The sequence below is a fragment of the uncultured Comamonas sp. genome, from assembly GCF_964277875.1.
Taxonomy (GTDB): domain Bacteria; phylum Pseudomonadota; class Gammaproteobacteria; order Burkholderiales; family Burkholderiaceae_C; genus Comamonas; species Comamonas sediminis.
In genome coordinates this window covers 1-21,666 of the sequence record NZ_CAXYJV010000014.1, presented here as the reverse complement: position 1 = coordinate 21,666, position 21,666 = coordinate 1, and the positions used below count along the sequence as shown (strand labels likewise).

Here is a 21,666-nt window from a genome sequence, read left to right as displayed (position 1 = left end):
ATCCGCGATCCTACACGGTGACTGGAGTTCAGACGTGTGCTCTTCCGATCTGACTTCGCGCCGATGATAGTGCGGATTCCCGTGTGAAAGTAGGTCATCGTCAGGCTTTTATACTGATCAACCCCTCTGCTCTTCCCGAGTAGAGGGGTTTTTCTTTTGCGCCGCGCTATCTCGCAGCCGTAACCAGCCTTCGGCTGACCCTCTTTTGCACTTCAGCGCGGGCAGGCAAGCACCTTGGTGCACGGCTGGATGGCGGTGTTTGGCACAATAGCTGTTTGTGTTTCAAGGACTGCCATGACAGAGCAAAGCTGTCTGCGCCAAGCGCAGCGTCGCCGTCTGCTGCATCTATTGGCGCTGCTGGGCGGTGCCGGTGCGGTATCTCCGGCTTTCGCGCTCTCGCTCGCCGATCTGACCAATGCCGATGCGAGCCAGGGCATCAAGGCTGCGCTGACCCAGGGTGCGCAGGTGGCGGTGTCTCAGTTGGGCCAGAACGGGGGCTTTTTCAACAACCCCCAGCTGCGCATTCCGCTGCCTGGCTATATGGGTGAGGCGGCCAAGATGATGCGGCGCTTTGGCCAGGGCCGCTATGTAGATGAGGTGGAGCAGGGCATCAACCGGGCGGCGGAGCTGGCCGTCCCGATGGGCAAGGATGTGCTGCTGGATGCCGTGCAGCGCATGACGCTGGACGATGCCAAGCGAATCCTGAGCGGCGGTGAAGGCTCGGTAACCACGTTCTTTATGGAAAAAACACGCCAGCCTTTGACCCAGCGGTTTCTGCCGGTGGTGACCCAGGCGACGGGTCAGGTGGGTGTCGTGCAGCAGTACAACCAGCTGGTGGGCAAGGCAGCGAGCTTTGGCGTCTCCAGCGATGCACTGGATCTGAACCAGTATGTGACCGGCAAGACCCTCGATGGCCTTTACGCTGTGATTGGCGAGCAGGAGCGCGCGATTCGCCAGAACCCGCTGGGCAGCGCCAATGCCGCCGTGCGCAAGGTCTTTGGAGCATTGCGCTAAGCCATGGCCAAGAAACCCCCATTGCCCGCGCAGCCCGCCTGCCCTTGTGAATCCGGTGCCGCCTACAGCGCCTGTTGCGGCCGCTTCATAGCGGATTTCGAGGGCATGCCAGCACCGGATGCCGAGCACCTGATGCGGTCGCGTTACAGCGCCTTTGTGCTCGAGGAGCGCGCCTATCTGTTGGCGACCTGGCATGCCTCTACCCGCCCGTCTCAGCTGGATTTTGAGCCGCAGTGCCGCTGGCTGGGCTTGCAGGTCAAGGCCTTCGAGCCGGTGGATGGCAGCCATGCTGAGGTGGAGTTTGTCGCCCGCTACAAGCTGCAAGGCCGCGCGGTGCGCCTGCATGAGCGCAGCCGCTTCGTGCAGGAACAAGGCCGTTGGTTTTATCTGGATGGTGACCAGTTCTGATCACCACCTGTTTTTCGAGGATCCCAAAATGAACCCCAATGCGGGCTTTGAGGCCATGCTGTTTGATTGCGATGGTGTGTTGGTGGACAGCGAAGTCATCACCAACCGGGTGCTGTGCACGATGCTCAATGAGGCGGGCTGGGTGCTGTCGTCCGAGGATTGCCTGCAGCTGTTCATCGGCAGGATGGTGCGCAGCCAGAAGGACCTGATCGAGGCCCACACCGGCAAGCCGTTGACCGATGCCTGGATGGAGGAGTTCTATGCGCGCCGCAATGCAGCGCTGGAGCAGGATGTCAAAGCCATCGACGGTGCGGTGGAGGCCATTAAGGCCCTGCATGCCCAGTTCAACGGGCAGATCGCCTGCGCATCGGGTGCCGACCGCAAGAAGGTGGTGATGCAGTTGCGCATTGCCGGCCTGCTGCCCTATTTTGAAGGCCGTATTTTCAGCGGCCATGAGATGCCGCGCACCAAGCCTTTCCCCGATGTCTACCTGGCTGCAGCTGCTGCGCTGGGTGCCGATCCGCAGCGCTGCCTGGTGATCGAAGACAGCGTGACCGGCACCCAGGCGGGTGTGGCGGCCGGCGCTACCGTGTGGGCCTACCACCCGCCTGCGCATGCAGTCTGCTCGCAGGCCGATCTGGCGGCAGCCGGTGCCAGCCAGTTCTTTGAACACATGGACGATCTGCCGCAGCGCGTGGCGCGCGCCTCGGCCCTCGCGGCCTGAGCATGACGCTGCCCACAGGCGCAGAGGCGGACACTGAAGCGACAGGCCTGATCCCAGGCTGCACCTAGACTTTTCGTCTGGTTGCCACCTGGAGTTGTTATGGGGCCTGTGCATGAGTGGGATGCGGCGTTTGACTTCATCATTGTCGGTGCCGGCATGGCTGGCTGCATCCTCGCCAACCGCCTGAGCGCATCGGGCCGCTTCCAGGTGTGTCTGCTGGAGGCTGGTCCACCCGATCACCACCCCTACATCCACATCCCCGCCGGCTTTATCAAGGTCGGCTACAACCCGCGCTACACCTGGCCATTCAAGACCGAGCCCGATGCCGCCACCCTGGGCCGCGAGGTCGTCGCTCAGTTGGGCCGCACCCTGGGCGGCTCCAGCGCCGTCAACGGCTTCAACTATGTGCGCGGCCAGGCCCAGGACTACGATGACTGGGCGGCCCAGGGCGCCACAGGCTGGTCCTATGACGAGGTGCTGCCGTACTTCAAGCGCTCGGAGCGGCGCCTGGCCCTCTGTGACGTGAACTACCGGGGGCTCGAAGGCGAGCTGCCCATCACCGACTGTGACTGGCGCCATCCGCTGTGCGATGCCTTTATCGCCGGCGCAGCCAGCCTGGGCATCCCCTCCGGCAAGGACTACAACGCGGCCAAGCAAGAGGGCGCAGGCTATTACCAGCGCTGGATCCACCGGGGCTGGCGGGTCAGCGCCGCGAAGGCTTTTTTGCGGCCTGCCAAGGGGCGCTCCAACCTGCGGGTCATCTGCCGCGCCCAGGTCAGCCGCCTGGTGATGGAAGGCACACGCGTCACCGGCGTGGAGTACGCGGCCGAGCCTGGCGGCCCGCTGCGGCGCCTGCAGGCCAGCCGCGAGGTGGTGGTGGCGGCCGGTGCCATCAATTCGCCCAAGCTGCTGAATCTGTCGGGCCTGGGCGACGCGCAGCGGCTCCAGGACCTGGGCATTGCGGTGCAGCAGCACCTGCCCGGCGTCGGCGAAGGCCTGCAGGACCATATGATGCTGCGCTCCATCGTGCGGGTGCAGAACGCGCCGACGTTGAACACCACCGCAAGGGGCTGGCGGCTCTGGGGCCAGGTGGCGCGTTGGCTGGTCCGCAAGCCCAGCATTCTGGCCATCAGCCCTTCGGTGGCCTATGCCTTCTCATCGGCACAGGCGCCAGGCGCGCGGGCGGATTTTCAGTTCCATTTCTCACCCGGCAGCTATGCCTCCGGCATTGCCGGCCAGCTCGATGGCTTTCCCGGCATGACCCTGGGCTTTTACCAGCTGCGCCCCCAGAGCCAGGGCCATGTGCGCCTGGCCTCGGCCCATGCCTGGGACAGCCCGGTGATCCAGCCGCACTACCTGCACCATGAAGCCGACCAACGCCTGGTGGTGGAGGGCCTGCGCCAGGCCCGGCGCCTGCTGCACAGCGCCTCCCTGGCGCCCTATGTGGCCAGTGACGAGGCGCCGTCCGCCCAGTTGCAATCGGACGAGGAGTTGCTGCAGTTTGCCCGCGAGCGGGGCAGTACGGCCTGGCATTTCATGGGTACCTGCCGCATGGGCGCGGCCGGCGATGGCCAGTCCGTGGTTGACCCCCAACTGCGTGTGCATGGCATGGCCGGTTTGCGGGTCGCCGATGCCTCGGTGATGCCCGCCATGCCCTCCGGCAACACCGGTGCGCCGACGATGATGATTGCGGAAAAGGCGGCGGACCTGCTGCTCGCGGCACACCGCGACTAAGGGGTTGTAGTTACGAACTCTTACTTAGGAGTAAGCCAGAAGAGCGATTGCGGCATCCGCCGCTATATTGAAGAAGACAAGGGCCTCGTGCATGCAGACGAGGCTGACAAAGAGATTTTGACAACAAAGCAAGGAGACAAACATGTACAAGCTCGTCTATCGTCTGACGAAGGCTGCGGCGTTGGTAGCCAGCGTTTTCGCCTTTTCGGCACAGGCCCAGGACATCAAGATCGGCTACACCGCCGACCAATCGGCCAGCGGCGTGGCCGAGCTGGGCATTTCCGGCCGCTGGGGGTTTGAAGCCGCCATCGAAGACATCAACAAGGCCGGCGGCATCATGGGCCGCAAGCTGGTCGGTGTCATCCGCGATGACCAGGGCACACCGCCCAAGGCCATCCAGACCGTGCAGGAGCTGATCGACAGTGAAAAGGTCAGCGGCATCGTGGGGCCGGCCAACTCCGGCAACGCGCTGGCCTGGCTGCATATTCCGCAGCAAAAGAAGGTGCCGGTGATCGTGCCCATTGGTACCGCCACCGAAATCACCACGCGCTACGCCAAAGAACCGCAGAACTACCTCTACCGCATCTCGATGGTGGACCGCGAACAGGTTGCGTTGCTGGGCGCCTATGCCGTCAAGGCCTCGAAGGACAAGAAGATCGCGATCCTGGCCGATTCCACCGGCTACGGCCAGGGCGGCATCAAGGATGCGACCGAGATTCTGGCGCTGCACGGCGTCAAGCCCGTGGCGGTCGAGAAGTACGGTCCGAAGGACACGGACATGACCTCGCAGCTCAACAAGATCAAGGCGGCAGGCGCGGACACCGTGATCATCTACGGCATTGCCGATGGCGCCGCCCAGGTGCTGCGCAGCATGGAGAAGATCAACTACATGCCCACGACCTTGGGCACCTGGGGCAACCTGAGCTCGCTGCTGCCCAAGATGGCGGGCACCAAGCTGGCCGAGCACCTGATCATGGCGGCCTCGACGACCGAAGACACCTCCGCCAAGACCAAGGCCCTGGGCCAGCGCGTGCGTGTGAACTTCCCCACCCTGACGACCTTCCCCTGCGCTGCCCAGGCCTATGACTCGGTGATGCTGCTGGCCGCAGCGATGAAGCAGGCCAACAGCACCGATGGCGAGAAGGTTGCCGCTGCGCTGGAAAACCTGAACAGCACCGACGGCGTCATCAAGACCTACGACAAGCCCTTCACCAAGACCAACCACGAAGGGCTGAGCGTGAGCGACTTCTACCTCGCCCGCTGGAAGGGCAGCGACGTGGTGCGCTTTGAGGACAGTGTCTACAAGTCGCTGACACCAGCGGATCTGAAGAAGTAAGGCATCGGCTCGTCAGGCCTGCGCCCGCCCCATGCGGCACGCAGGCCTGGTTTTTTTAGCGGCAATGTGTCTGGGGTACGTATGCTGGATTCGATACTGCAGGCGGTCTTTAGCGGGCTGGCCTTGGGAAGTATTTATGCCTTGGTGGCGGTGGGCTTCAACATCACCTTCAACACCACCAAGACCTTGAACTTTGGCCAGGGCGAGTTCCTGGTCGCGGGCGCGTTTGTCGCGGTCTCGGTACTGCTGCTGCTCGCCGGCAAGAACATCACCGACAGCCTGCTGCCCGCCGATGTCAGCCTGTGGCGCTATGTGCTCAGCCTGCTGTGCACGATGGCCGTCCTGGCGCTGCTGGGCCTGCTGCTGTACTACGCCGCCGTGCGGCCCTTTGTGGGGCGTGGCGGCATGGCCTGGGTGATGAGCACCATCGGCTTTGGCATCATCATCCAGAACACGGCGCTGGCCATCTGGGGTCCTGCCCCTCTGGTCATGCCCTCGCCGCTGGGCAGCGAGGTGCTGCGCATCGGCAATGCTGGTGTGCTGCCCCAGGAGGTGCTGGTGCTGGTCTGCAGCGTGACCGTGTTGCTCGCGCTCGACTATGTGATGCGCCATACCCGCATCGGCAAGGCCGTGCGCGCGGTGGCGCAAAGCGGCAGCGCCGCCACCCTGATGGGCATCAATGTGACGGCCATCGTCGTGCTGGCCTTTGTCATCAGCTCCAGCCTGGCGGGCCTGGCCGGTTTGCTGATTGCGCCCATCACCACGGCATCGGTTTTCATGGGCATGAGCCTGGCACTCAAGGCTTTCTCCTCGGCCATTCTGGGAGGGCTGACCAGCCCGCGCGGCTGCATGCTGGGCGGCTTTGTGCTGGGGCTGATCGAAGCGCTGGTGGGCCTGTGGCAGGCGGAGATGCGCGAGATCAGCATCTTCTTGCTGATCATCGTGGTGCTGGTGGTGCGGCCCCAGGGCCTGCTGGGCCAGAAGATCGTGGAGAAAGTCTGATGAACAGCGAGATCAAGCACTACGGCTGGCTGGCCCTGGTGGCGGCGCTGGTGGCCGCCATCCCGCTGATGACCAGCAACGACTTCTACCTGCGCATTGTCTTTCTGATCGGGGTGAACTACATCGCCGCCTCCGGGCTGAATGTGCTGGTGAACTACACCGGCCAGAAATCGCTCGGCCATGCCGGCCTGTTTGCCGTGGGCGCCTATGCGGTGGCCCTGCTCACCACCCGCTGGGGCTGGAATCCCTGGGCCGCGTTTGCGATGGCCGGCGTGCTGGCTGGTCTGTTCGGCGTGGTGATTGCGCTGCCGGCGCTGCGGGTCAAGGGCCCGGCGCTGGCCATGGTGACCATCGGCTTTGGCATCGTGGTCGAGAAGGTGGTCTCCGAATGGCAGGATGTGTTTGCCGGCCAGCAGGGCATCTATGGCGTGGTGCCCTTGAAGCTCGGCGATCAGATGTTTGCCTCGTCGCACTGGGTCTGGTTTGTGCTCGCGCTGTGCGTGGTGCTGCATCTGATGTTTCGCCACCTGCTGGCCGGGCGCTTTGGCCGCGCCTTCATGGCCGTCAACACCGCCGAGGTGGCGGCCGAGAGCGTCGGCGTCAGCGTCTACAAGTTCAAGGTGCTGGCCTTTGTCATCAGCGCCTTTACCTGCGGCATCGCCGGTGCGCTGATCACGCAGCAGAACCAGTACATCAACTCCGACTTCATCACCTTCAACCTGTCGGTGTTCTTCCTGCTGGTGGTGCTGTTTGGCGGCAATTCCGTCTATGGCCCGGTGCTGGGTGCGGTGGTGCTGACCTTGCTCGATTCGCTGCTGTCGCGCTGGCCGGGCGTGCAGCATTTCACCTATGGTACGCTGCTGCTGTTTGCGCTGTACGCCATGCCCAATGGCCTGGCCGGAACCTTGCGCAGCCTGGCGCGCAAATATGCGCCCGGCCTGCTGCCCACGCCGCAGCTGCCGCGTGATCTGCCGGCCTGGCAGCTCAAATCGGCCGCGCCGCTGGCCAGTACCGGTAGCGAGGGTTTGCTGGACGGCCGCGGCATCTACAAGGCCTATGGCGGCGTGGTGCCGACCAATGAGGTGGATCTGTGCATCAAGCCCGGCCATGTGCATTCGCTGATCGGGCCCAATGGTGCGGGCAAGACCACCTTGCTCAACATCCTCTCGGGCATTGTGGTGCCCGAGCGCGGCACCATCCAGTTCGCGGGGCAGAGCATTGTCGGTGTCTCGCCCAACCGGATTGCCCGCATGGGCCTGGGCCGCACCTTCCAGAACCTGCGGCTGTTCAGTGACATGACGGTGCTCGACAACGTCAAGGTCGGCTTGCATGCGCATATCCAGGCGGGCTTCTTTGCCAGCCTGATCGGGGTGGGCAAGGCCCGGCGCGCCGAGCTGGCTGCGCGGGATGAAGCCTTGCAGATCCTCGACCGCCTGCAGCTGCGCGACAAGGCGCTGCATACCGCAGGCAGCCTGCCCTATGGCCTGCAGCGCCGGCTGGAGCTGGCGCGCGCGCTGGCCACCCACCCGCGTTTGTTATTGCTCGATGAGCCGGCCGCCGGCCTCAACCCGCAGGAGACGCAGGAGCTGATCCAGGTGATTGCGCGCATCCGCGATCTGGGCATTACCGTGCTGCTCATCGAGCACCACATGGACCTGGTGATGGCCGTGTCCGACCACGTGATCGTGCTGGACTACGGCCAGAAGATTGCCGAAGGCACGCCCCAGCAGGTGCAAAGCAATCCGCGGGTGATTGCCGCCTACCTGGGCAGTGACGATGAAACCGAGGACGACGCGATGAACGGAGGCCACCATGCCTGAGCAAACACCATTGCTGCGTGTCGAGGCGCTGGAGCTGCACTACGGCGCCGTGCAGGCCCTCAAAGGGGTGTCCCTGCAGGTGCATGCCGGTGAGGTGGTCACCATCATTGGTGGCAATGGCGCGGGCAAGAGCACCCTGATGAAGGCCATCTCGGGCCTGGAGCCCACAGCGGCGGGCCGCATCGAGTTCCTGGGCCAGGACATCACCCGCATGCCCGGCCACCTGCGCGTGCCCTTTGGCATCGCCCAGTCGCCCGAGGGGCGGCAGGTGTTTGCCGACCAGAGCGTGCATGACAACCTGCTGCTGGGCGCCTACCACCGCAAGGATGGCACCGCCGCGATTGCCGCCGATGTGGAGCAGCAGTTCAACACCTTCCCCCGGCTGCGGGAGCGCCGCGCGCAGATGGCCGGCACCATGTCGGGCGGCGAGCAGCAGATGCTGGCGATTGCGCGTGCACTGATGTCGCGGCCCAAGCTGTTGCTGCTCGATGAGCCCTCGCTGGGCCTGGCGCCACTGATCGTCAAGGAGATCTTTGCAATCGTGCGCCAGCTCAAGGCGCAGGGGGTGACCATCTTGCTGGTCGAGCAGATGGCCAACCAGGCGCTGGCGGTGGCCGACCGCGCCTATGTGCTGGAGACCGGCCACTTCACCCTGCAGGGCGCCGCTGCCGATCTGCGGCGTGACCCCAAGGTGCGAGCCGCCTACCTGGGAGCCCATGCATGAACGCGCCGGCCGCCGACAGTTTTGACTATGTGGTGGTCGGCAGCGGCGCGGCCGGTGCCATCGTCGCTGCCCGCTTGGGCGAGGACCCGGCGCTGCGCATCTGCGTGCTCGAAGCCGGCCCGCCCGACCACCGGCCCTACCTCAAGCTGCCGGCCGGTTTCATCAAGGTGATCTTCAACCCGGCGGTGGCCTGGCAGTTCAGCTCCGAGCCGACCGAGCGCACCGGCGGCAGGCGCATTCCGCTGCCCCAGGGCAAGACCCTGGGCGGCTCCACCTCCATCAATGGCCTGGTCTACAACCGGGGCCAGCGCGAGGATTTCGACGGCTGGGCGGCGCAGGGCAATGCCGGTTGGTCCTATGACGAGGTGCTGCCGTATTTCCAGCGCAGCGAGCATTTTGTCGATGGCGGCGATCCGGCACTGCGCGGCCACAACGGCCCGCTCAAGGTCAGCCTGCCGCACTGGCCGCACCCGATTTGCGAGGCCTTTCTGGAAGGCGCCGCCGAGCAGGGCCTGGCGCGCAACCCGGACTACAACGGCGCCTACCAGCAAGGCGTGGGCTATTTCCAGCGCAGCATCCACAACGGCTGGCGCATGAGCACGGCCGGCTGCTTTCTGCGCCCGGCCGTGCGGCGCGGCAACCTGGATGTGCGGACCGGCGCGCAGGCGCTGCGCATTCTGGTCGAGGGCGGCCGCGCCTGCGGTGTGGAGTACCTGCAGGATGGTGTGCGGCGCCAGGTGAGGGCGCGGCGCGAGGTGGTCGTCAGCGCCGGCGCCATCAATACACCGAAGCTGCTGCAACTGTCGGGCATTGGCGATGGCGAGCGGCTGCGCGCGCTGGGCATTGCCACGCAGGTGCACCTGCCCGGTGTGGGCCAGCACCTGAAGGACCATTTCTCAGTGCGGCTGGTCGCCTCGGTGAAGAACGCCACCACCATCAACGAGCTGGCACGTGTGCCACGCCTCTGGGGCCAGGCCTGGCAATGGCTGCGCGGCAAACCCAATATCCTGCAGCTCAGCCCCTCGGTCGTGCACTGGTTCGCGGCCTCGCAGCCGGGGCGGGAGCGGCCCGATCTGCAAGGCGTGTTCTCACCGGCCAGCTACCGTGAAGGCTACGTGGGCCAGCTCGATGTGTTTCCGGGCATGACCTGCGGCGTCTGGCAGCACCGGCCCCAGAGCATGGGCACGGTGCAGCTGGCCTCCAGCGACCCACTGGCCGATCCGGTGGTGCAGCCACGCTATCTGGAGGACGAGGGCGACCGCCTGACCTTGATCCGGGGCGTGCGGCTGGCCCGCGCCTTGCTGCAGAGCCAGGCGCTGGCGCCTTACCGGGTGGACGAGGTCATGCCGGGGCCGCAGGTGCAGTCCGATGACGAGATCCTGGACTTCATCTACCGCTACGGTGTGTCGTCCTACCACCTCAACGGCACGGCGCGCATGGGGCCCAGGCCCGAGGCGGGTGCCGTTGTCGATGCCCAGCTGCGCGTGCACGGCTTGCAGGGGCTGCGGGTGATCGATGCCTCGGTGATGCCCGAGATCACCTCGGCCAACACCTGCGCGGCCACGATGATGATTGGCGAAAAGGGCGCCGACCTGCTGCGCCGCGCAGGCTAGACCCCCGGCCCGCCCTGCACTGCAGCAGCGGGCCCGGCGCCGTCAGCGCTTTTTGTGCGCCCGCATGTCCAGCACCTGGGGCAGGCTGCGCACATCCTGGCCTGCGGCCAGAATCCGGTGCTTCTGGATCTTCTGCGTGCCGGTGGTGGGGATTTCGTCGGTGAACCACCACCAGCCTGGCACCTTGTAATAGGCCATCTCCTGCTGGCAGAACGCGAACAGCTCCTGGCAGATGGCAGTGCCGGGCGCCACACCTTCGCTCAGCACGATGCTGGCCAGCACCTCTTCTTCGCGGATGTCATCGGGCGCGGCCAGAACGGCCACCTGGTGCACCTTGGGGTGGGACAGCAGCACGGCCTCCACCTCGGCGGCCGCAATGTTCTCGCCGGAGCGGCGGATGATGTTCTTGCGCCGGTCCATGAAGTGCAGCAGGCCATCGGGGTCCTGCACCACGACATCCCCGGTGTGGAACCAGCCGCCCTCCCAGGCCTTGGCGGTGGCTTCGGGGTTGTCCAGGTATTCGCTGAAAAAATGCTTGCGCGGCGTCTCGGCCGAGTGGCGCACCAGCATCTCGCCAGGCGTGCCGGGCGGCACCGGCTGGCCGCTCTCATCGGCCACCCGCACCTCCAACCCGGGCGCACCCCGGCCAAAGGAGCGTGTGCCCACCTGGCGGTCGTCGCCATGGTCGGAGAGGGTGCGCACCACCTCGGTCATGCCCCACAGCTCGATCAGCGGAAAGCCAAAGCGCTGCTCGAAAGCGGCATGCAGCTGTGGCTCCACCCCCGCGCCATAGCCAAAGCGCACACAGTGCTGTTTTTCCCAGTCGGACGGCGGCTGCTTGAGTAGCAGCGGAATGATCACGCCCAGGTAGTGGACGATGGTGGCGCGGCTGCGGGCCACCTCTTCCCACCAGCGGCTGGGCTGAAAGCGGTCGGTCTGGATCTGGCAGCCACCGCTCAGCAGCATGCAGTAGAACGACAGGATGGAGGCGTTGACATGGAACAGCGGCAGCGGGTTGAACAGGCGCTCGCGGCCTTCCTGGATCGACACATGGCCGGGGTGGGATGCATACCACTTGCCAGCGGCCAGCTCATAGGCATGCGACAGCACACAGCCCTTGGGCTGGCCGGTGGTGCCGGAGGTGTAGAGGATGCTTGCAGGCGTGTCGGCGCTCAAGCGGCCCGACGGCTGCGAGCGTGCTGCTGGCAGTGTGGTGGCGCTGCCATCTTGCGGATCGGTGCAGACCAGGGCCGGCTGGTTGCGCGTGTCCTGCAGCGACTGCTGCAGCGCCTCCAGCCGCTCGGGCAGGCAGACAACCAGGTCCAGCTGCGCATGGTCGATCAGGTAGTTCAACTCGCGGCGCTTGTGGTCGGGGTTGATGGGCACACAGCAGATGCCCAGGCTGTTCATCGCCAGCTTGTGCCAGAGGTGCTCGGGCCGGCTCTCCAGAAACAGTCCCACGCGGTGGCCCACGCCATAGCCGGCCGCCTGGTAGCAGGCCTGCAGCCGCGCAATATGGGCGCCGGCCTGCGTGTAGCTGAACTCGCAGCCCTCGGGCAGGTAGCTGCGCTTGGGGTTGGCTGGCACCGCCAGCAGGCTGTGGTCGGGGTAGCGCGCCATGGCGGCGTGCAGTGCCTGGCCAATGGTGGTCTGGTCGGTGATGGCGATCATGTCGAGGGGCTTCCAGGCAAGGTCAGGTCCGGATCAACGGCGACGGAATGGGGTCGATCTGCTGGTCCAGCGCGGCCTGCTTTTCGGCCTCCAGGCTGCGCAGGAAGGCAGCACGCTGCTGCAGCTGCATCCAGTAGTGCTGGGTGGCCGGCCCCCATTGCGAGGACATGCCCAGGTAGTCCGACAGCATCAGCGCATAGCCCACGGCCACATCGGCGGCCGTGAAGCGGCCTGCGCAGAGGTAGGGCTGGTCGGCCGGCATCGCCTGGGCAGCGGTCTCCAGCGCGCGCAGCCGCCCCAGGAACCAGCGCTCGTAGTCTTCAGCCACCTGGGGCTGGCGCCGCACGGCGGGCTCAAAGAACTGGTAGCGCAGCACTAGGGTCTGCGGAAAGGTCAAGGTCGCATCGGACATGTGCAGCCAGTTCAGGTAGCTGCCATAGGCGGGGTCGCTGGGCTGCACGTCCAGGCGCTGAGCGGGGGCGCGGCTGGCCAGGTACTGGCAGATGGCGGCGGACTCGGTCATGCGCGTGTCGCCGTCGATCAGCAGCGGCACGGTGCCCAGCGGGTTGAGCGCCAGATAGTGCTTGGCCAGTGCGCGGGGCGGAAAGGGCAGCATCTGCAGCCGGTAGGGCAGGCCCAGCTCTTCCAGCATCCATAGCGCGCGGAACGAGCGCGCGCTCACACAGTGGTACAGCTCGATCACAGCAAGTCTCCATCCGATGTTGTGCCGCCATCTTGGCACGAATGGACGCCAGTGGCTGCCCTGCAGGTGTCAGCCAGGTTGCAAATCGGGCCGGTGTCAGGCCCGTATCTGCGGAGCCTCAGGCCGGCGGCCGGGTGCTCTTGCGGTACTCGGCCGGGGACATGCCCATCCAGGTGCGGAAGGCGCGGATAAAGCTTTTGTCATTGCTGAAGCCGGCCAGCTGCGCGATCTGCTTGATCGGCCGGTTGCTGCGGTGGAGCAGGGTCAGCGAGCGTTCGCGCCGTACCTCGTCCTTCAGGGCCTGCAGCGATGCGCCCTCGTCCTTGAGCTGGCGGTGCAGGGTGCGCAGCGACAGGTGCAGCTTGGCCGAGAGGCTGTCGGCGCTGTGCATCGCCGAGGGGTCGGCGGCCAGCAGCTGGCGCACGCGCTGCACCATCAACCGGTCGCGGCGGTAGGGACGCACGGTCAGCGGCAGCGCGCGCTGCAGCATGCGCTGCAACGCCGCTTCGTCGCGGGCAATCGGCAAGGCCAGGTAGCGCGCATCAAACTGCATGCGGGTGACCGGTGCGCCAAACTGCACATCGCCAGGGAAGAGCAGCGCATACACATCGGCATGGGCGGGTGCGTCGAACGGAAAACTCACCTTGAACAGCGGCAGCGACGAATCGACAAACCAGCTCGACAGCCCATGCATATTGCGCAGCATGGAGACCAGGCAGAACTCGCGCAGCTCGCCCAGGCCGGTGTGTTCGATGATCTCGACCGTGGCCGTCTCGCCCTGCACCTGCAGGCTGAGCGCCAGGTCATCGGTGAGCAGCCCATGGTGGCGGCACCAGCGCTTGAGCGCCACCCCCAGGTTGGGGCTGGTGAGCGAGGCACGGGCCAGCATGCCATAGCTGCCCCAGGGCAGGCGGCGGCTGAACCAGCCCAGGGCCTCGTCGTCCAGCTCCTGCATGGCTGCGTCGGAGAGGGTTTCGAACTGCAAGGCGGTGATGCCGGGGCCATCTTTTTCGACCGCCAAGGGATCGATTTGCGCCAATTGCAGCGCACGATCCGCACTCAGCCCCCGGTGCTGGTAGGCACGGGCGATTGCCCGGACAAAGGCCATGGGCGTGACTGCGGGGTGGTGCACGACGGCAGAAGAGGGCAGGGGTTTGGGCATGGAGGGTGGGGTTTAAATAGCGCCAAGCAGGGCCATTGTACTGGCGACATTTGCAACCATCCTGCCATCATTTGCGCGGCACGCTCGCGTATGCTGAAAGACAAGGAAAAAGGCCGCCGACCCGGCTGGTTGGGCGGCGGACAGGAGACACCATGAGCGAGACCAGATTGACCAGCAGCTATGCACGGGGCGCCAGCGAGCCGCGCCTGCTGAACAAGACCATCGGCCAGCAACTGAGCGAGACGGCGGCCCGTTTTGGCGCGCGTGATGCGCTCATCAGCCGCCACCAGGGCCTGCGCCTGAGCTATCAGCAACTGCTGGCGCAATCGCAGCAACTGGCCAGTGCCTTGCTGCGTGCCGGCATCGCCAAAGGCGACCGGGTCGGCATCTGGTCGCACAACAATGTGGAATGGGTGCTGCTGCAGCTGGCCACCGCCCATGTGGGCATCATCCTCGTCAACATCAACCCGGCCTACCGCACCTCCGAGCTGGCCTATGCGCTGAACAAGGTGCAGTGCAAGGCGCTGTTCGTGATGGAGCGCTTCAAGACCAGCGACTACCTGGGCATGGTGCGCGCGCTGGCGCCGGAGCTGGAGACACAAGGCAGCGCCGCACTGCAGATCGCGGCGCTGCCCGATCTGCGTCTGGTGGTCTGGATCGATGTCGCAGGCCAGGGCCAGGAGCAGCCGGGCATGCAGCGCTTCTCGCGCTTTATCGCCAGCGGTGATGCAGCCGACCCGCAGGTCGCACAGATCGGCGCCACCTTGACGCCTTACGACCCGATCAACATCCAGTTCACCAGTGGCACCACCGGCTTTCCCAAGGGCGCTACCCTGACCCACCGCAATATCGTTAACAACGGCTATTTCATTGGCGAGGCGATGCGGTTGACCGAAGAGGACCGGCTCTGCATCCCCGTGCCGCTCTACCACTGCTTTGGCATGGTGCTGGGCAATATGGCCTGCATGACGCATGGTGCGGCCATGGTCTACCCCAATGATGGCTTTGATGCGCTGACCGTGCTGGAGACGGTGCAGGCCGAGCGCTGTACCGGCCTGCATGGCGTGCCCACGATGTTCATCGCCGAGCTGGACCACCCGCGTTTTGCCGAGTTCGACCTGTCGAGCCTGCGCACCGGCATCATGGCTGGCTCCCCCTGCCCGATCGAGGTGATGAAGCGGGTCGTCAGCCAGATGCATCTGTCCGAGATCACCATCGCCTACGGCATGACCGAGACCAGCCCGGTCAGCTGCCAAAGCTCGACCGATACGCCGCTGGACAAGCGCGTCTCCACCGTCGGCAAGGTGCATCCGCACCTGGAGGTCAAGATCGTCAGCCCGGAGACCGGCGAGACAGTGGCCCCCGGGCAATCGGGTGAGCTCTGCACGCGCGGTTATTCCGTCATGCATGGCTACTGGGGCGACGAAGCCAAGACGCGCGAGGCCATCGATGGCGATGGCTGGATGCACACCGGCGACCTGGCCACGATGGATGCCGAAGGCTATGTGAACATCGTCGGCCGCATCAAGGACATGGTGATCCGGGGCGGCGAGAACATCTACCCACGCGAGATCGAGGAGTTCCTCTACACCCACCCGCAGGTGCAGGATGTGCAGGTGGTCGGCGTGCCCGACAGCCGCTTTGGCGAAGAGCTCTGCGCCTGGGTCATCGTCAAGGCTGGCCAAAGCCTGGATGCCGAGGCACTGCGCAGCTACTGCAAGGGCCGGGTGGCCCATTACAAGGTGCCGCGCTACATCGAGTTTGTCGAGGCCTTCCCGATGACGGTGACCGGCAAGATCCAGAAGTTCAAGATCCGCGAGGCGATGATCGAATCGCTGAAGCTGGATGTGAGCAAGACGGCCTGAACCGCGCAGAGCGCCGCCATGCAGCAACCGCCTGTACGATCAATGCCCTTCCAGCTTGGCAGCTTGCTTGGCAGCGGCGCGGCGGGCCACTTCCAGGCGCTTGCGCAAGGTGATCTCGCTCAGGTCCAGCTCCTGGACCAGGCTGCGCAGCGATTCGTCGTTGATGCGGTTGTTGTGCCGCTCGGCGTAGATCGTGTGGCGCTCGACCTTGATGCAGTTGAGCCGCATCTCCAGCTCGGCCACATAGCGCAGGCGCCGCTCCTGCACCGCATCGGGCGTGGCCAGGTCCTGCACCTCGGCCGATTCGGGCGTGCGCTCTTCGTCGAGCAGGTCGATACGGTTGCGGTACTCGCGCGCAATGCGGCCTTCGATTTCATGCTGCTGGGCCTGCCATTCGGTGGGCTGCTGGGCGGCATCGTCGTCGCTCATCGCCAGGCTGTTGATCGCCGCGCGGCAGGCTGCAATGCGCGCCTGGCGCTCTTCACGCACCGATTCGGGCTCGCTCGTCGCCTGCACGCGGCGCAGTACCAGCGGCAGGCCGATGCTGCCGATCACCAGGGTGAACAAGATCGTGCCGGTGGCCAGAAAGATCAGCATGTCCCTTGCCGGAAACGGCTGGCCGTTGTTCAGCAGCAGCGGCACGGACAGCGCACCGGCCAGCGTGACCGCTCCGCGAATGCCCGCCAAGGTGGTGGCCAGGTTCAGCCAGAGATCGGGTTTCTTGATCAGCTTGCCGGCCTGGTGGGCCTTGTGCAGGCTGCGGCTGACGCCCAGCATCAGCCAGATCCAGCGCAGCGCCAGCAGCGCGACCGAGATGATGGCCACATAGCCCACCAGAATCCACCAGTCATGGCCGGCATCGCGCAAGGTCACGCCAATGATCGACGGCAGCTGCAGACCCAGCAGCAGGAAGATCGCGCCGTTGAAGGCCGATTCGACCATGGCCCAGGTACCGGCGGTCTGCATGCGCTCGGAGATGTAGTCGGCCCGGTTCAGATCGCCAAAATTGGTGGCCACGCCAGCGGCCACGGCCGCCAGAATGCCGGAGACGCCAATCTTTTCGCCCAGCAGGTAGGCTGCAAACGGCAGCAGCACCAGCAGCAGCACCATCTGTGTGGCCGCCACATCGCCCAGGCGGCGGGTGACGGTATCGCGCAGGTAGCTGAAGCCCCAGCCCACCGCCGCACCCACGCCCAGACCGCCCAGCGCGATCCACAGAAATTCCTGCGTGACCTGGGTCCAGGAGAACACGCCGGTCAACGTGGCGGCGATGGCGAATTTCAGCGCCACCAGGCCCGAGGCATCATTGAGCAGCGACTCGCCTTCGAGCACATGCATGGTGTGGGCCGGCATGCCCAGGTTGCGCGTGATGGCCGAGACGGCCACCGCATCGGTGGGCGATATCACGGCGGCCAGCGCAAAGGCCACGGTCAGCGGGATCTCCGGAATCATCCAGTGGATCAGGTAGCCCAGGCCAATCACGGTAAACAGCACCAGGCCAAAGGCCAGCCGCAAAATAGGGCGGTACAGCGCAAAGAACTCGCGCTTGGGAATGCGCCAGCCGTCGGCAAACAGCAGCGGCGGAATGAACAGCAGCATGAACAGGCCGGGATCGAAATCGATATGCAGGCCTTGTTGCGGCCAGGACAGCGCAGCACCCAGCATGATCTGGATCAGCGGCAGCGGTATGGCCCGGATGTAGCGCGCAATGATGCCGGTGACGGCACCGATCATCAGGACGAGCAGGACGGTTTCGACGGTGTGCATGGTGCGGATTCGTTTGGCAGCAGACTATTTTTAAAGAAAACGCGTTTCTGAACGGAACGCTAGAACATTGAAGAGGACAAGCATGAGCAAACTCGCAACCCAGCTGAATGCCCGGTCGGCAGATTTTCAGACCAATGCGCAAGCCATGCGCAGCATTGTGGAGGACCTGCGGGCCCAGTCTGCCAAGGTGGCGCAAGGCGGTGGTGAAGCCGCACGGGCCAAGCACCTGGGCCGGGGCAAGCTGCTGCCGCGTGACCGCGTGCAGATGCTGCTGGACCCCGGCACGCCCTTTTTGGAGCTGGCACCGCTGGCTGCACTGAACATGTACAACAACGATGCGCCCGGCGCGGGCCTGATTGCCGGCGTGGGCCGGGTCAGCGGGGTGGACTGCATGATCGTGTGCAATGATGCCACGGTCAAAGGCGGCACCTACTACCCGATGACGGTTAAAAAACATTTGCGCGCGCAGGAAGTGGCGGCGCAAAACCGCCTGCCCTGCATTTACCTGGTCGATTCGGGCGGCGCCAACCTGCCCAACCAGGACGAGGTCTTCCCCGACCGCGAGCACTTTGGCCGCATCTTCTACAACCAGGCCAATATGTCGGCCCAGGGCATTGCGCAGATCGCCGTGGTCATGGGCTCCTGCACCGCCGGCGGCGCCTATGTGCCGGCGATGAGCGATGAGTCCATCATCGTGAAGAACCAGGGCACGATTTTCCTCGGTGGCCCACCGCTGGTGAAGGCTGCGACCGGCGAGGTGGTGAGCGCCGAAGACCTGGGCGGCGGGGATGTGCACACCCGCCTGTCGGGTGTGGCCGACCACCTGGCCGACAACGACACCCATGCGCTGGCGCTGGCCCGCAAGGCCGTGAGCCATCTGAACAAGGCCAAGCAGCCCCATGCCGCGGACAAGGCGCCGCAGGCACCGGCCTACCCGGCCGATGAGCTGTATGGCGTGATTCCCGTCGATACGCGCAAGCCTTTCGATGTGCGCGAAATCATCGCCCGCATTGTCGATGGCAGCGATTTCGACGAGTTCAAGGCCCGCTTTGGCGCCACCCTGGTCTGCGGCTTTGCCCGGGTCGAGGGCATGGAGGTCGGCATCATCGCCAACAACGGCATTCTGTTCAGCGAATCGGCCGTCAAGGGCGCGCACTTCATCGAGCTGTGCTGCCAGCGCAAGATTCCGCTGGTCTTCCTGCAGAACATCACCGGCTTCATGGTGGGCCGCAAGTACGAGAACGAGGGCATTGCCCGCCATGGCGCCAAGCTGGTGACGGCGGTGGCCACGGCCAGCGTGCCCAAGTTCACGATCATCATCGGCGGCAGTTTTGGCGCCGGCAACTACGGCATGTGCGGCCGGGCCTACAGCCCACGCTTCCTGTGGATGTGGCCGAACGCACGCATCAGCGTGATGGGCGGCGAGCAGGCGGCCAGCGTGCTGGCCACGGTCAAGCGCGATGGCATCGAGGGCCGGGGCGGCGCCTGGACGGCGGAGGAGGAGGAGGCCTTCAAGGCACCCATCCGCCAGCAGTACGAGGACCAGGGCCACCCCTACTACGCCTCGGCACGCCTGTGGGATGACGGCGTCATCGACCCGGCCGATACCCGCCGCGTGCTGGCGCTGGGCCTGGCAGCCACCCGCAATGCACCGATCGAAGACACCAAGTTCGGCGTCTTCCGCATGTAATGCCCTGAGACAGAGAGGACACCATGAAAAGCACATTTCTGACCGTCGAAGCCGCTGGGCCGGTGGCCACCATCACGCTGACCCAGCCCGATGTCCGCAATGCCTTCAGCGACGAGGTGATTGCCGACATCACCCGCGCCTTTACCTGGGTGGGGGCGCAGGCCCAGGTCCGCGCCGTGGTGCTGGCCGCCGAAGGCCCGGCCTTTTGCGCCGGCGCCAACCTGAACTGGATGCGCGCGATGGCCGACTACACCCGTGAGGAGAACCTGGTCGATGCCGGCAAGCTCGCCGAGATGCTGCGCGTGATCTACACCTGCCCCAAGCCGACGATCGCGCGGGTGCAAGGCGATGTCTACGCCGGCGGCATGGGTCTGGTCGCTTGCTGCGACATGGCGGTGGCGGCCAGCCATGCCGGTTTTTGCCTCAGCGAGGTGAAGATCGGTCTGATCCCGGCCACGATCAGCCCCTATGTGATCCGCGCGATGGGCCCGCGTGCGGCGCACCGCTACTTTCTGACCGGCGAGCGCTTTGACGCTGCTGAAGCACTGCGCACCGGCTTCGTGCACCAGGTGGTGGAGGCCGAGGCGCTGGACAGCGCTGTGGACGGCCTGCTCAAGCACCTGCTGAGCGCCAGCCCGGCAGCGGTGCAGGCCTGCAAAAAGCTGGTGCTCGATGTGGCCGGCCGCGAGGTGGACGAGGCGCTGATCGCCGAGACGGTGGCCGGCATTGCCGATATCCGCGCCAGCGCCGAAGGCAAGGAAGGCGTGCAGGCATTCTTGAACAAACGCAAACCCAGCTGGCTGGGAGGCTGAAGTACGCATAACGCGGCCTTGGATGGCAGACAGCAAGCAGGCGTTGGCGCTATAAACAGCGCGTTTGCTGACTGGCACTGAGGAGCCCCCACCATGGATACCTGGAACACCATCGTCAACTGGCTGCACGGCATGGGCCTGCATCTGGACAAGGACACCGCCCAAACGGTGGGGCAGGCGGCCGACCAGGTCGGCCAGGTGGCCGGCCAGATGGGCCAGGCCATGGCGCAGTGGGACTGGGGCCAGCTGATGGCACTGGCGGCCGCGCTGGGCTGGGCCAGCGGCTTTCGGCTCTACGCGGTGGTGTTTGTGACGGGCATGCTGGGCGCGACGGGCGTGCTGCACCTGCCCGGCGGGCTGACGGTGCTGCAGCAGCCGGTGATCCTGGTCATCAGTGGCGCGCTGCTGTTTGTCGAGTTCTTTGCCGACAAGATCCCCGGCGTAGATTCGGTCTGGGATGTGGTGCAGAGCGTCGTGCGTGTGCCCGCTGGCGCGGCCTTGGCCGCCAGCGTGTTTGGTACCGACAACGCAACGATGGCCACGGCGGCCGCCTTGATGGGCGGCACCCTGGCGCTGAGCAGCCAGGTGGCCAAGACCACCACGCGCGCGGCGATCAACACCAGCCCGGAGCCGTTCTCCAATTGGGGGGCGAGCCTGCTGGAAGACGGGGTGTCGGTCGGCGCCGTCTGGCTGGCCATCAACCACCCGCTGGTGTTTGCGGTGGCGCTGGCCGTGGTGCTGGTGCTGATGTGGGTGATGACCTGGGTGCTGTGGAAGTTTTTGCGGGCTGTGGTGCGCCGGATTCGCCGGTGGCTGGGCCATGAAGAGCCGGTGGCCCTGGCCGCCACCGGCGCGGATCACCAACGATATTGACCCAGGGCTTGCGAAGGCGGGCCGGGGACAGGGAAGAAGACTGAGGAGATTGTTGTATGTTCTCGAAAATTTTGATCGCCAACCGTGGTGAGATTGCCTGCCGCGTCGCCGCTACCGCCCGCCGCATGGGTGTCAAGACCGTGGCCGTGTACTCTGATGCCGACGCCCATGCCAAGCATGTAGCCGCCTGCGACGAGTCCGTGCACATCGGTGGCAGCGCCCCCAAGGACAGCTACCTGCGCTGGGAACGCATCATCGAGGCCGCCCAGGCCACCGGCGCCCAGGCCATCCACCCCGGCTACGGCTTTCTGAGCGAGAACGAGGACTTTGCCGCCGCTTGCGCCGCTGCGGGCCTGGTCTTCATCGGCCCGCCTGCCAGCGCCATCCGGGCGATGGGCCTGAAGGCCGAATCCAAGCAGCTGATGGAAAAGGCCGGCGTACCCCTGGTGCCGGGCTACCACGGTGCAGGGCAAGACCCGGCCCTGCTGCACAAGGAGGCCGACCGCATCGGCTACCCGGTGCTGATCAAGGCCAGCGCCGGCGGCGGTGGCAAGGGCATGCGCCTGGTGGAAAAAAGCGAGGACTTTGCCGCCGCGCTGGAATCCTGCAAGCGCGAGGCCATCAACAGCTTCAGCAATGATGCGGTGCTGATCGAGAAATACGTGCTGCGCCCGCGCCATATCGAGATCCAGGTGTTTGGTGATACGCAAGGCAACTGCGTCTACCTGTTCGAGCGCGACTGCTCGGT

At 65.4% G+C, this 21,666-nt stretch carries 18 protein-coding genes; 14 read left to right on the top strand and 4 right to left on the bottom strand.

The features are described 5' to 3' along the window. The first annotated feature begins 294 nt into the window (after positions 1–294). The 9 genes from ACHWUQ_RS06640 to ACHWUQ_RS06600 all read left to right on the top strand — a co-directional run bounded on the left by ACHWUQ_RS06640 (position 295) and on the right by ACHWUQ_RS06600 (position 10,375). Entirely contained in the window at positions 295–1,014 is a 720-nt protein-coding gene (locus ACHWUQ_RS06640; protein WP_394680672.1) for a DUF4197 domain-containing protein, read from the top strand. 3 nt (positions 1,015–1,017) lie between these two features. Further along, entirely contained in the window at positions 1,018–1,422 is a 405-nt protein-coding gene (locus ACHWUQ_RS06635) for a YchJ family protein (protein ID WP_394680671.1), read from the top strand. Positions 1,423–1,450: 28 nt separating this feature from the next. After that, entirely contained in the window at positions 1,451–2,146 is a 696-nt protein-coding gene (locus tag ACHWUQ_RS06630) for an HAD family hydrolase (RefSeq protein WP_394680670.1), read from the top strand. 99 nt (positions 2,147–2,245) lie between these two features. Continuing rightward, positions 2,246–3,880: a GMC family oxidoreductase gene (locus tag ACHWUQ_RS06625; RefSeq protein WP_394680669.1), complete on the top strand. Its 1,635-nt coding sequence runs from the start codon at positions 2,246–2,248 to the stop codon at positions 3,878–3,880. Positions 3,881–4,022: 142 nt separating this feature from the next. Then, entirely contained in the window at positions 4,023–5,216 is a 1,194-nt protein-coding gene (locus ACHWUQ_RS06620) for an ABC transporter substrate-binding protein (protein WP_312418099.1), read from the top strand. Between the two features lie 81 nt (positions 5,217–5,297). Continuing rightward, positions 5,298–6,218 (top strand): branched-chain amino acid ABC transporter permease, encoded by a 921-nt coding sequence (locus tag ACHWUQ_RS06615; protein WP_312418097.1) that lies wholly within the window; start codon positions 5,298–5,300, stop codon positions 6,216–6,218. Further along, positions 6,218–8,038, top strand: coding sequence for an ATP-binding cassette domain-containing protein (locus tag ACHWUQ_RS06610; RefSeq protein WP_394680668.1), 1,821 nt, complete (start codon positions 6,218–6,220; stop codon positions 8,036–8,038). The genes ACHWUQ_RS06615 and ACHWUQ_RS06610 overlap by 1 nt, the downstream gene beginning before the upstream one ends. Then, positions 8,031–8,762, top strand: coding sequence for an ABC transporter ATP-binding protein (locus tag ACHWUQ_RS06605; protein ID WP_394680667.1), 732 nt, complete (start codon positions 8,031–8,033; stop codon positions 8,760–8,762). Before ACHWUQ_RS06610 ends, ACHWUQ_RS06605 begins: the two co-directional genes overlap by 8 nt. Further along, positions 8,759–10,375, top strand: a complete 1,617-nt coding sequence (locus ACHWUQ_RS06600; RefSeq protein WP_394680666.1) for a GMC family oxidoreductase — start codon at positions 8,759–8,761, stop codon at positions 10,373–10,375. Before ACHWUQ_RS06605 ends, ACHWUQ_RS06600 begins: the two co-directional genes overlap by 4 nt. 42 nt (positions 10,376–10,417) lie before the next feature. On the opposite strand, the gene ACHWUQ_RS06595 is transcribed toward ACHWUQ_RS06600, so the two are convergent. The 3 genes from ACHWUQ_RS06595 to ACHWUQ_RS06585 all read right to left on the bottom strand — a co-directional run bounded on the left by ACHWUQ_RS06595 (position 10,418) and on the right by ACHWUQ_RS06585 (position 13,911). Beyond that, positions 10,418–12,046 (bottom strand): AMP-binding protein, encoded by a 1,629-nt coding sequence (locus tag ACHWUQ_RS06595; protein WP_394680665.1) that lies wholly within the window; start codon positions 12,044–12,046, stop codon positions 10,418–10,420. Positions 12,047–12,068: 22 nt separating this feature from the next. Next, positions 12,069–12,749 (bottom strand): glutathione S-transferase family protein, encoded by a 681-nt coding sequence (locus ACHWUQ_RS06590; protein WP_394680664.1) that lies wholly within the window; start codon positions 12,747–12,749, stop codon positions 12,069–12,071. A 118-nt stretch (positions 12,750–12,867) separates the two neighbouring features. Next, positions 12,868–13,911, bottom strand: coding sequence for an AraC family transcriptional regulator (locus tag ACHWUQ_RS06585; protein WP_239810628.1), 1,044 nt, complete (start codon positions 13,909–13,911; stop codon positions 12,868–12,870). 152 nt (positions 13,912–14,063) lie between these two features. On the opposite strand from ACHWUQ_RS06585, the gene ACHWUQ_RS06580 reads away from it, so the two are divergent. Continuing rightward, positions 14,064–15,776: an AMP-binding protein gene (locus tag ACHWUQ_RS06580; protein WP_394680663.1), complete on the top strand. Its 1,713-nt coding sequence runs from the start codon at positions 14,064–14,066 to the stop codon at positions 15,774–15,776. A gap of 39 nt (positions 15,777–15,815) precedes the next feature. Here the strand turns inward: ACHWUQ_RS06580 and ACHWUQ_RS06575 are convergent, their stop codons facing one another. After that, entirely contained in the window at positions 15,816–17,543 is a 1,728-nt protein-coding gene (locus ACHWUQ_RS06575; protein ID WP_394680662.1) for a Na+/H+ antiporter, read from the bottom strand. 82 nt (positions 17,544–17,625) lie between these two features. Here ACHWUQ_RS06575 and ACHWUQ_RS06570 point away from each other — a divergent pair, with 82 nt between their 5' ends. The 4 genes from ACHWUQ_RS06570 to ACHWUQ_RS06555 all read left to right on the top strand — a co-directional run. Further along, positions 17,626–19,233: a carboxyl transferase domain-containing protein gene (locus tag ACHWUQ_RS06570; RefSeq protein ID WP_239810631.1), complete on the top strand. Its 1,608-nt coding sequence runs from the start codon at positions 17,626–17,628 to the stop codon at positions 19,231–19,233. A gap of 23 nt (positions 19,234–19,256) precedes the next feature. After that, positions 19,257–20,045: an enoyl-CoA hydratase/isomerase family protein gene (locus ACHWUQ_RS06565; RefSeq protein ID WP_239810632.1), complete on the top strand. Its 789-nt coding sequence runs from the start codon at positions 19,257–19,259 to the stop codon at positions 20,043–20,045. 93 nt (positions 20,046–20,138) lie between these two features. After that, the gene (locus ACHWUQ_RS06560; protein ID WP_239810633.1) at positions 20,139–20,918 is read left to right on the top strand and encodes a DUF4126 domain-containing protein; all 780 of its coding nucleotides are present in this window, start codon (positions 20,139–20,141) and stop codon (positions 20,916–20,918) included. A gap of 56 nt (positions 20,919–20,974) precedes the next feature. Beyond that, the coding region (locus ACHWUQ_RS06555) for a biotin carboxylase N-terminal domain-containing protein (RefSeq protein WP_394680661.1) at positions 20,975–21,666 on the top strand (692 nt) is incomplete at its 3' end.

What these genes read in the sequence shown, in the direction of transcription:
- ACHWUQ_RS06635 (WP_394680671.1), top strand. Translation starts at nt 1,018, where the DNA reads ATGGCCAAGAAACCCCCATTGCCCGCGCAGCCCGCCTGCCCTTGTGAA.
- ACHWUQ_RS06585 (WP_239810628.1), bottom strand. Translation starts at nt 13,911, where the DNA reads ATGCCCAAACCCCTGCCCTCTTCTGCCGTCGTGCACCACCCCGCAGTC.
- ACHWUQ_RS06625 (WP_394680669.1), top strand. Translation starts at nt 2,246, where the DNA reads ATGGGGCCTGTGCATGAGTGGGATGCGGCGTTTGACTTCATCATTGTC.
- ACHWUQ_RS06600 (WP_394680666.1), top strand. Translation starts at nt 8,759, where the DNA reads ATGAACGCGCCGGCCGCCGACAGTTTTGACTATGTGGTGGTCGGCAGC.
- ACHWUQ_RS06560 (WP_239810633.1), top strand. Translation starts at nt 20,139, where the DNA reads ATGGATACCTGGAACACCATCGTCAACTGGCTGCACGGCATGGGCCTG.
- ACHWUQ_RS06620 (WP_312418099.1), top strand. Translation starts at nt 4,023, where the DNA reads ATGTACAAGCTCGTCTATCGTCTGACGAAGGCTGCGGCGTTGGTAGCC.
- ACHWUQ_RS06575 (WP_394680662.1), bottom strand. Translation starts at nt 17,543, where the DNA reads ATGCACACCGTCGAAACCGTCCTGCTCGTCCTGATGATCGGTGCCGTC.
- ACHWUQ_RS06615 (WP_312418097.1), top strand. Translation starts at nt 5,298, where the DNA reads ATGCTGGATTCGATACTGCAGGCGGTCTTTAGCGGGCTGGCCTTGGGA.
- ACHWUQ_RS06610 (WP_394680668.1), top strand. Translation starts at nt 6,218, where the DNA reads ATGAACAGCGAGATCAAGCACTACGGCTGGCTGGCCCTGGTGGCGGCG.
- ACHWUQ_RS06570 (WP_239810631.1), top strand. Translation starts at nt 17,626, where the DNA reads ATGAGCAAACTCGCAACCCAGCTGAATGCCCGGTCGGCAGATTTTCAG.
- ACHWUQ_RS06565 (WP_239810632.1), top strand. Translation starts at nt 19,257, where the DNA reads ATGAAAAGCACATTTCTGACCGTCGAAGCCGCTGGGCCGGTGGCCACC.
- ACHWUQ_RS06580 (WP_394680663.1), top strand. Translation starts at nt 14,064, where the DNA reads ATGAGCGAGACCAGATTGACCAGCAGCTATGCACGGGGCGCCAGCGAG.
- ACHWUQ_RS06640 (WP_394680672.1), top strand. Translation starts at nt 295, where the DNA reads ATGACAGAGCAAAGCTGTCTGCGCCAAGCGCAGCGTCGCCGTCTGCTG.
- ACHWUQ_RS06595 (WP_394680665.1), bottom strand. Translation starts at nt 12,046, where the DNA reads ATGATCGCCATCACCGACCAGACCACCATTGGCCAGGCACTGCACGCC.
- ACHWUQ_RS06630 (WP_394680670.1), top strand. Translation starts at nt 1,451, where the DNA reads ATGAACCCCAATGCGGGCTTTGAGGCCATGCTGTTTGATTGCGATGGT.
- ACHWUQ_RS06605 (WP_394680667.1), top strand. Translation starts at nt 8,031, where the DNA reads ATGCCTGAGCAAACACCATTGCTGCGTGTCGAGGCGCTGGAGCTGCAC.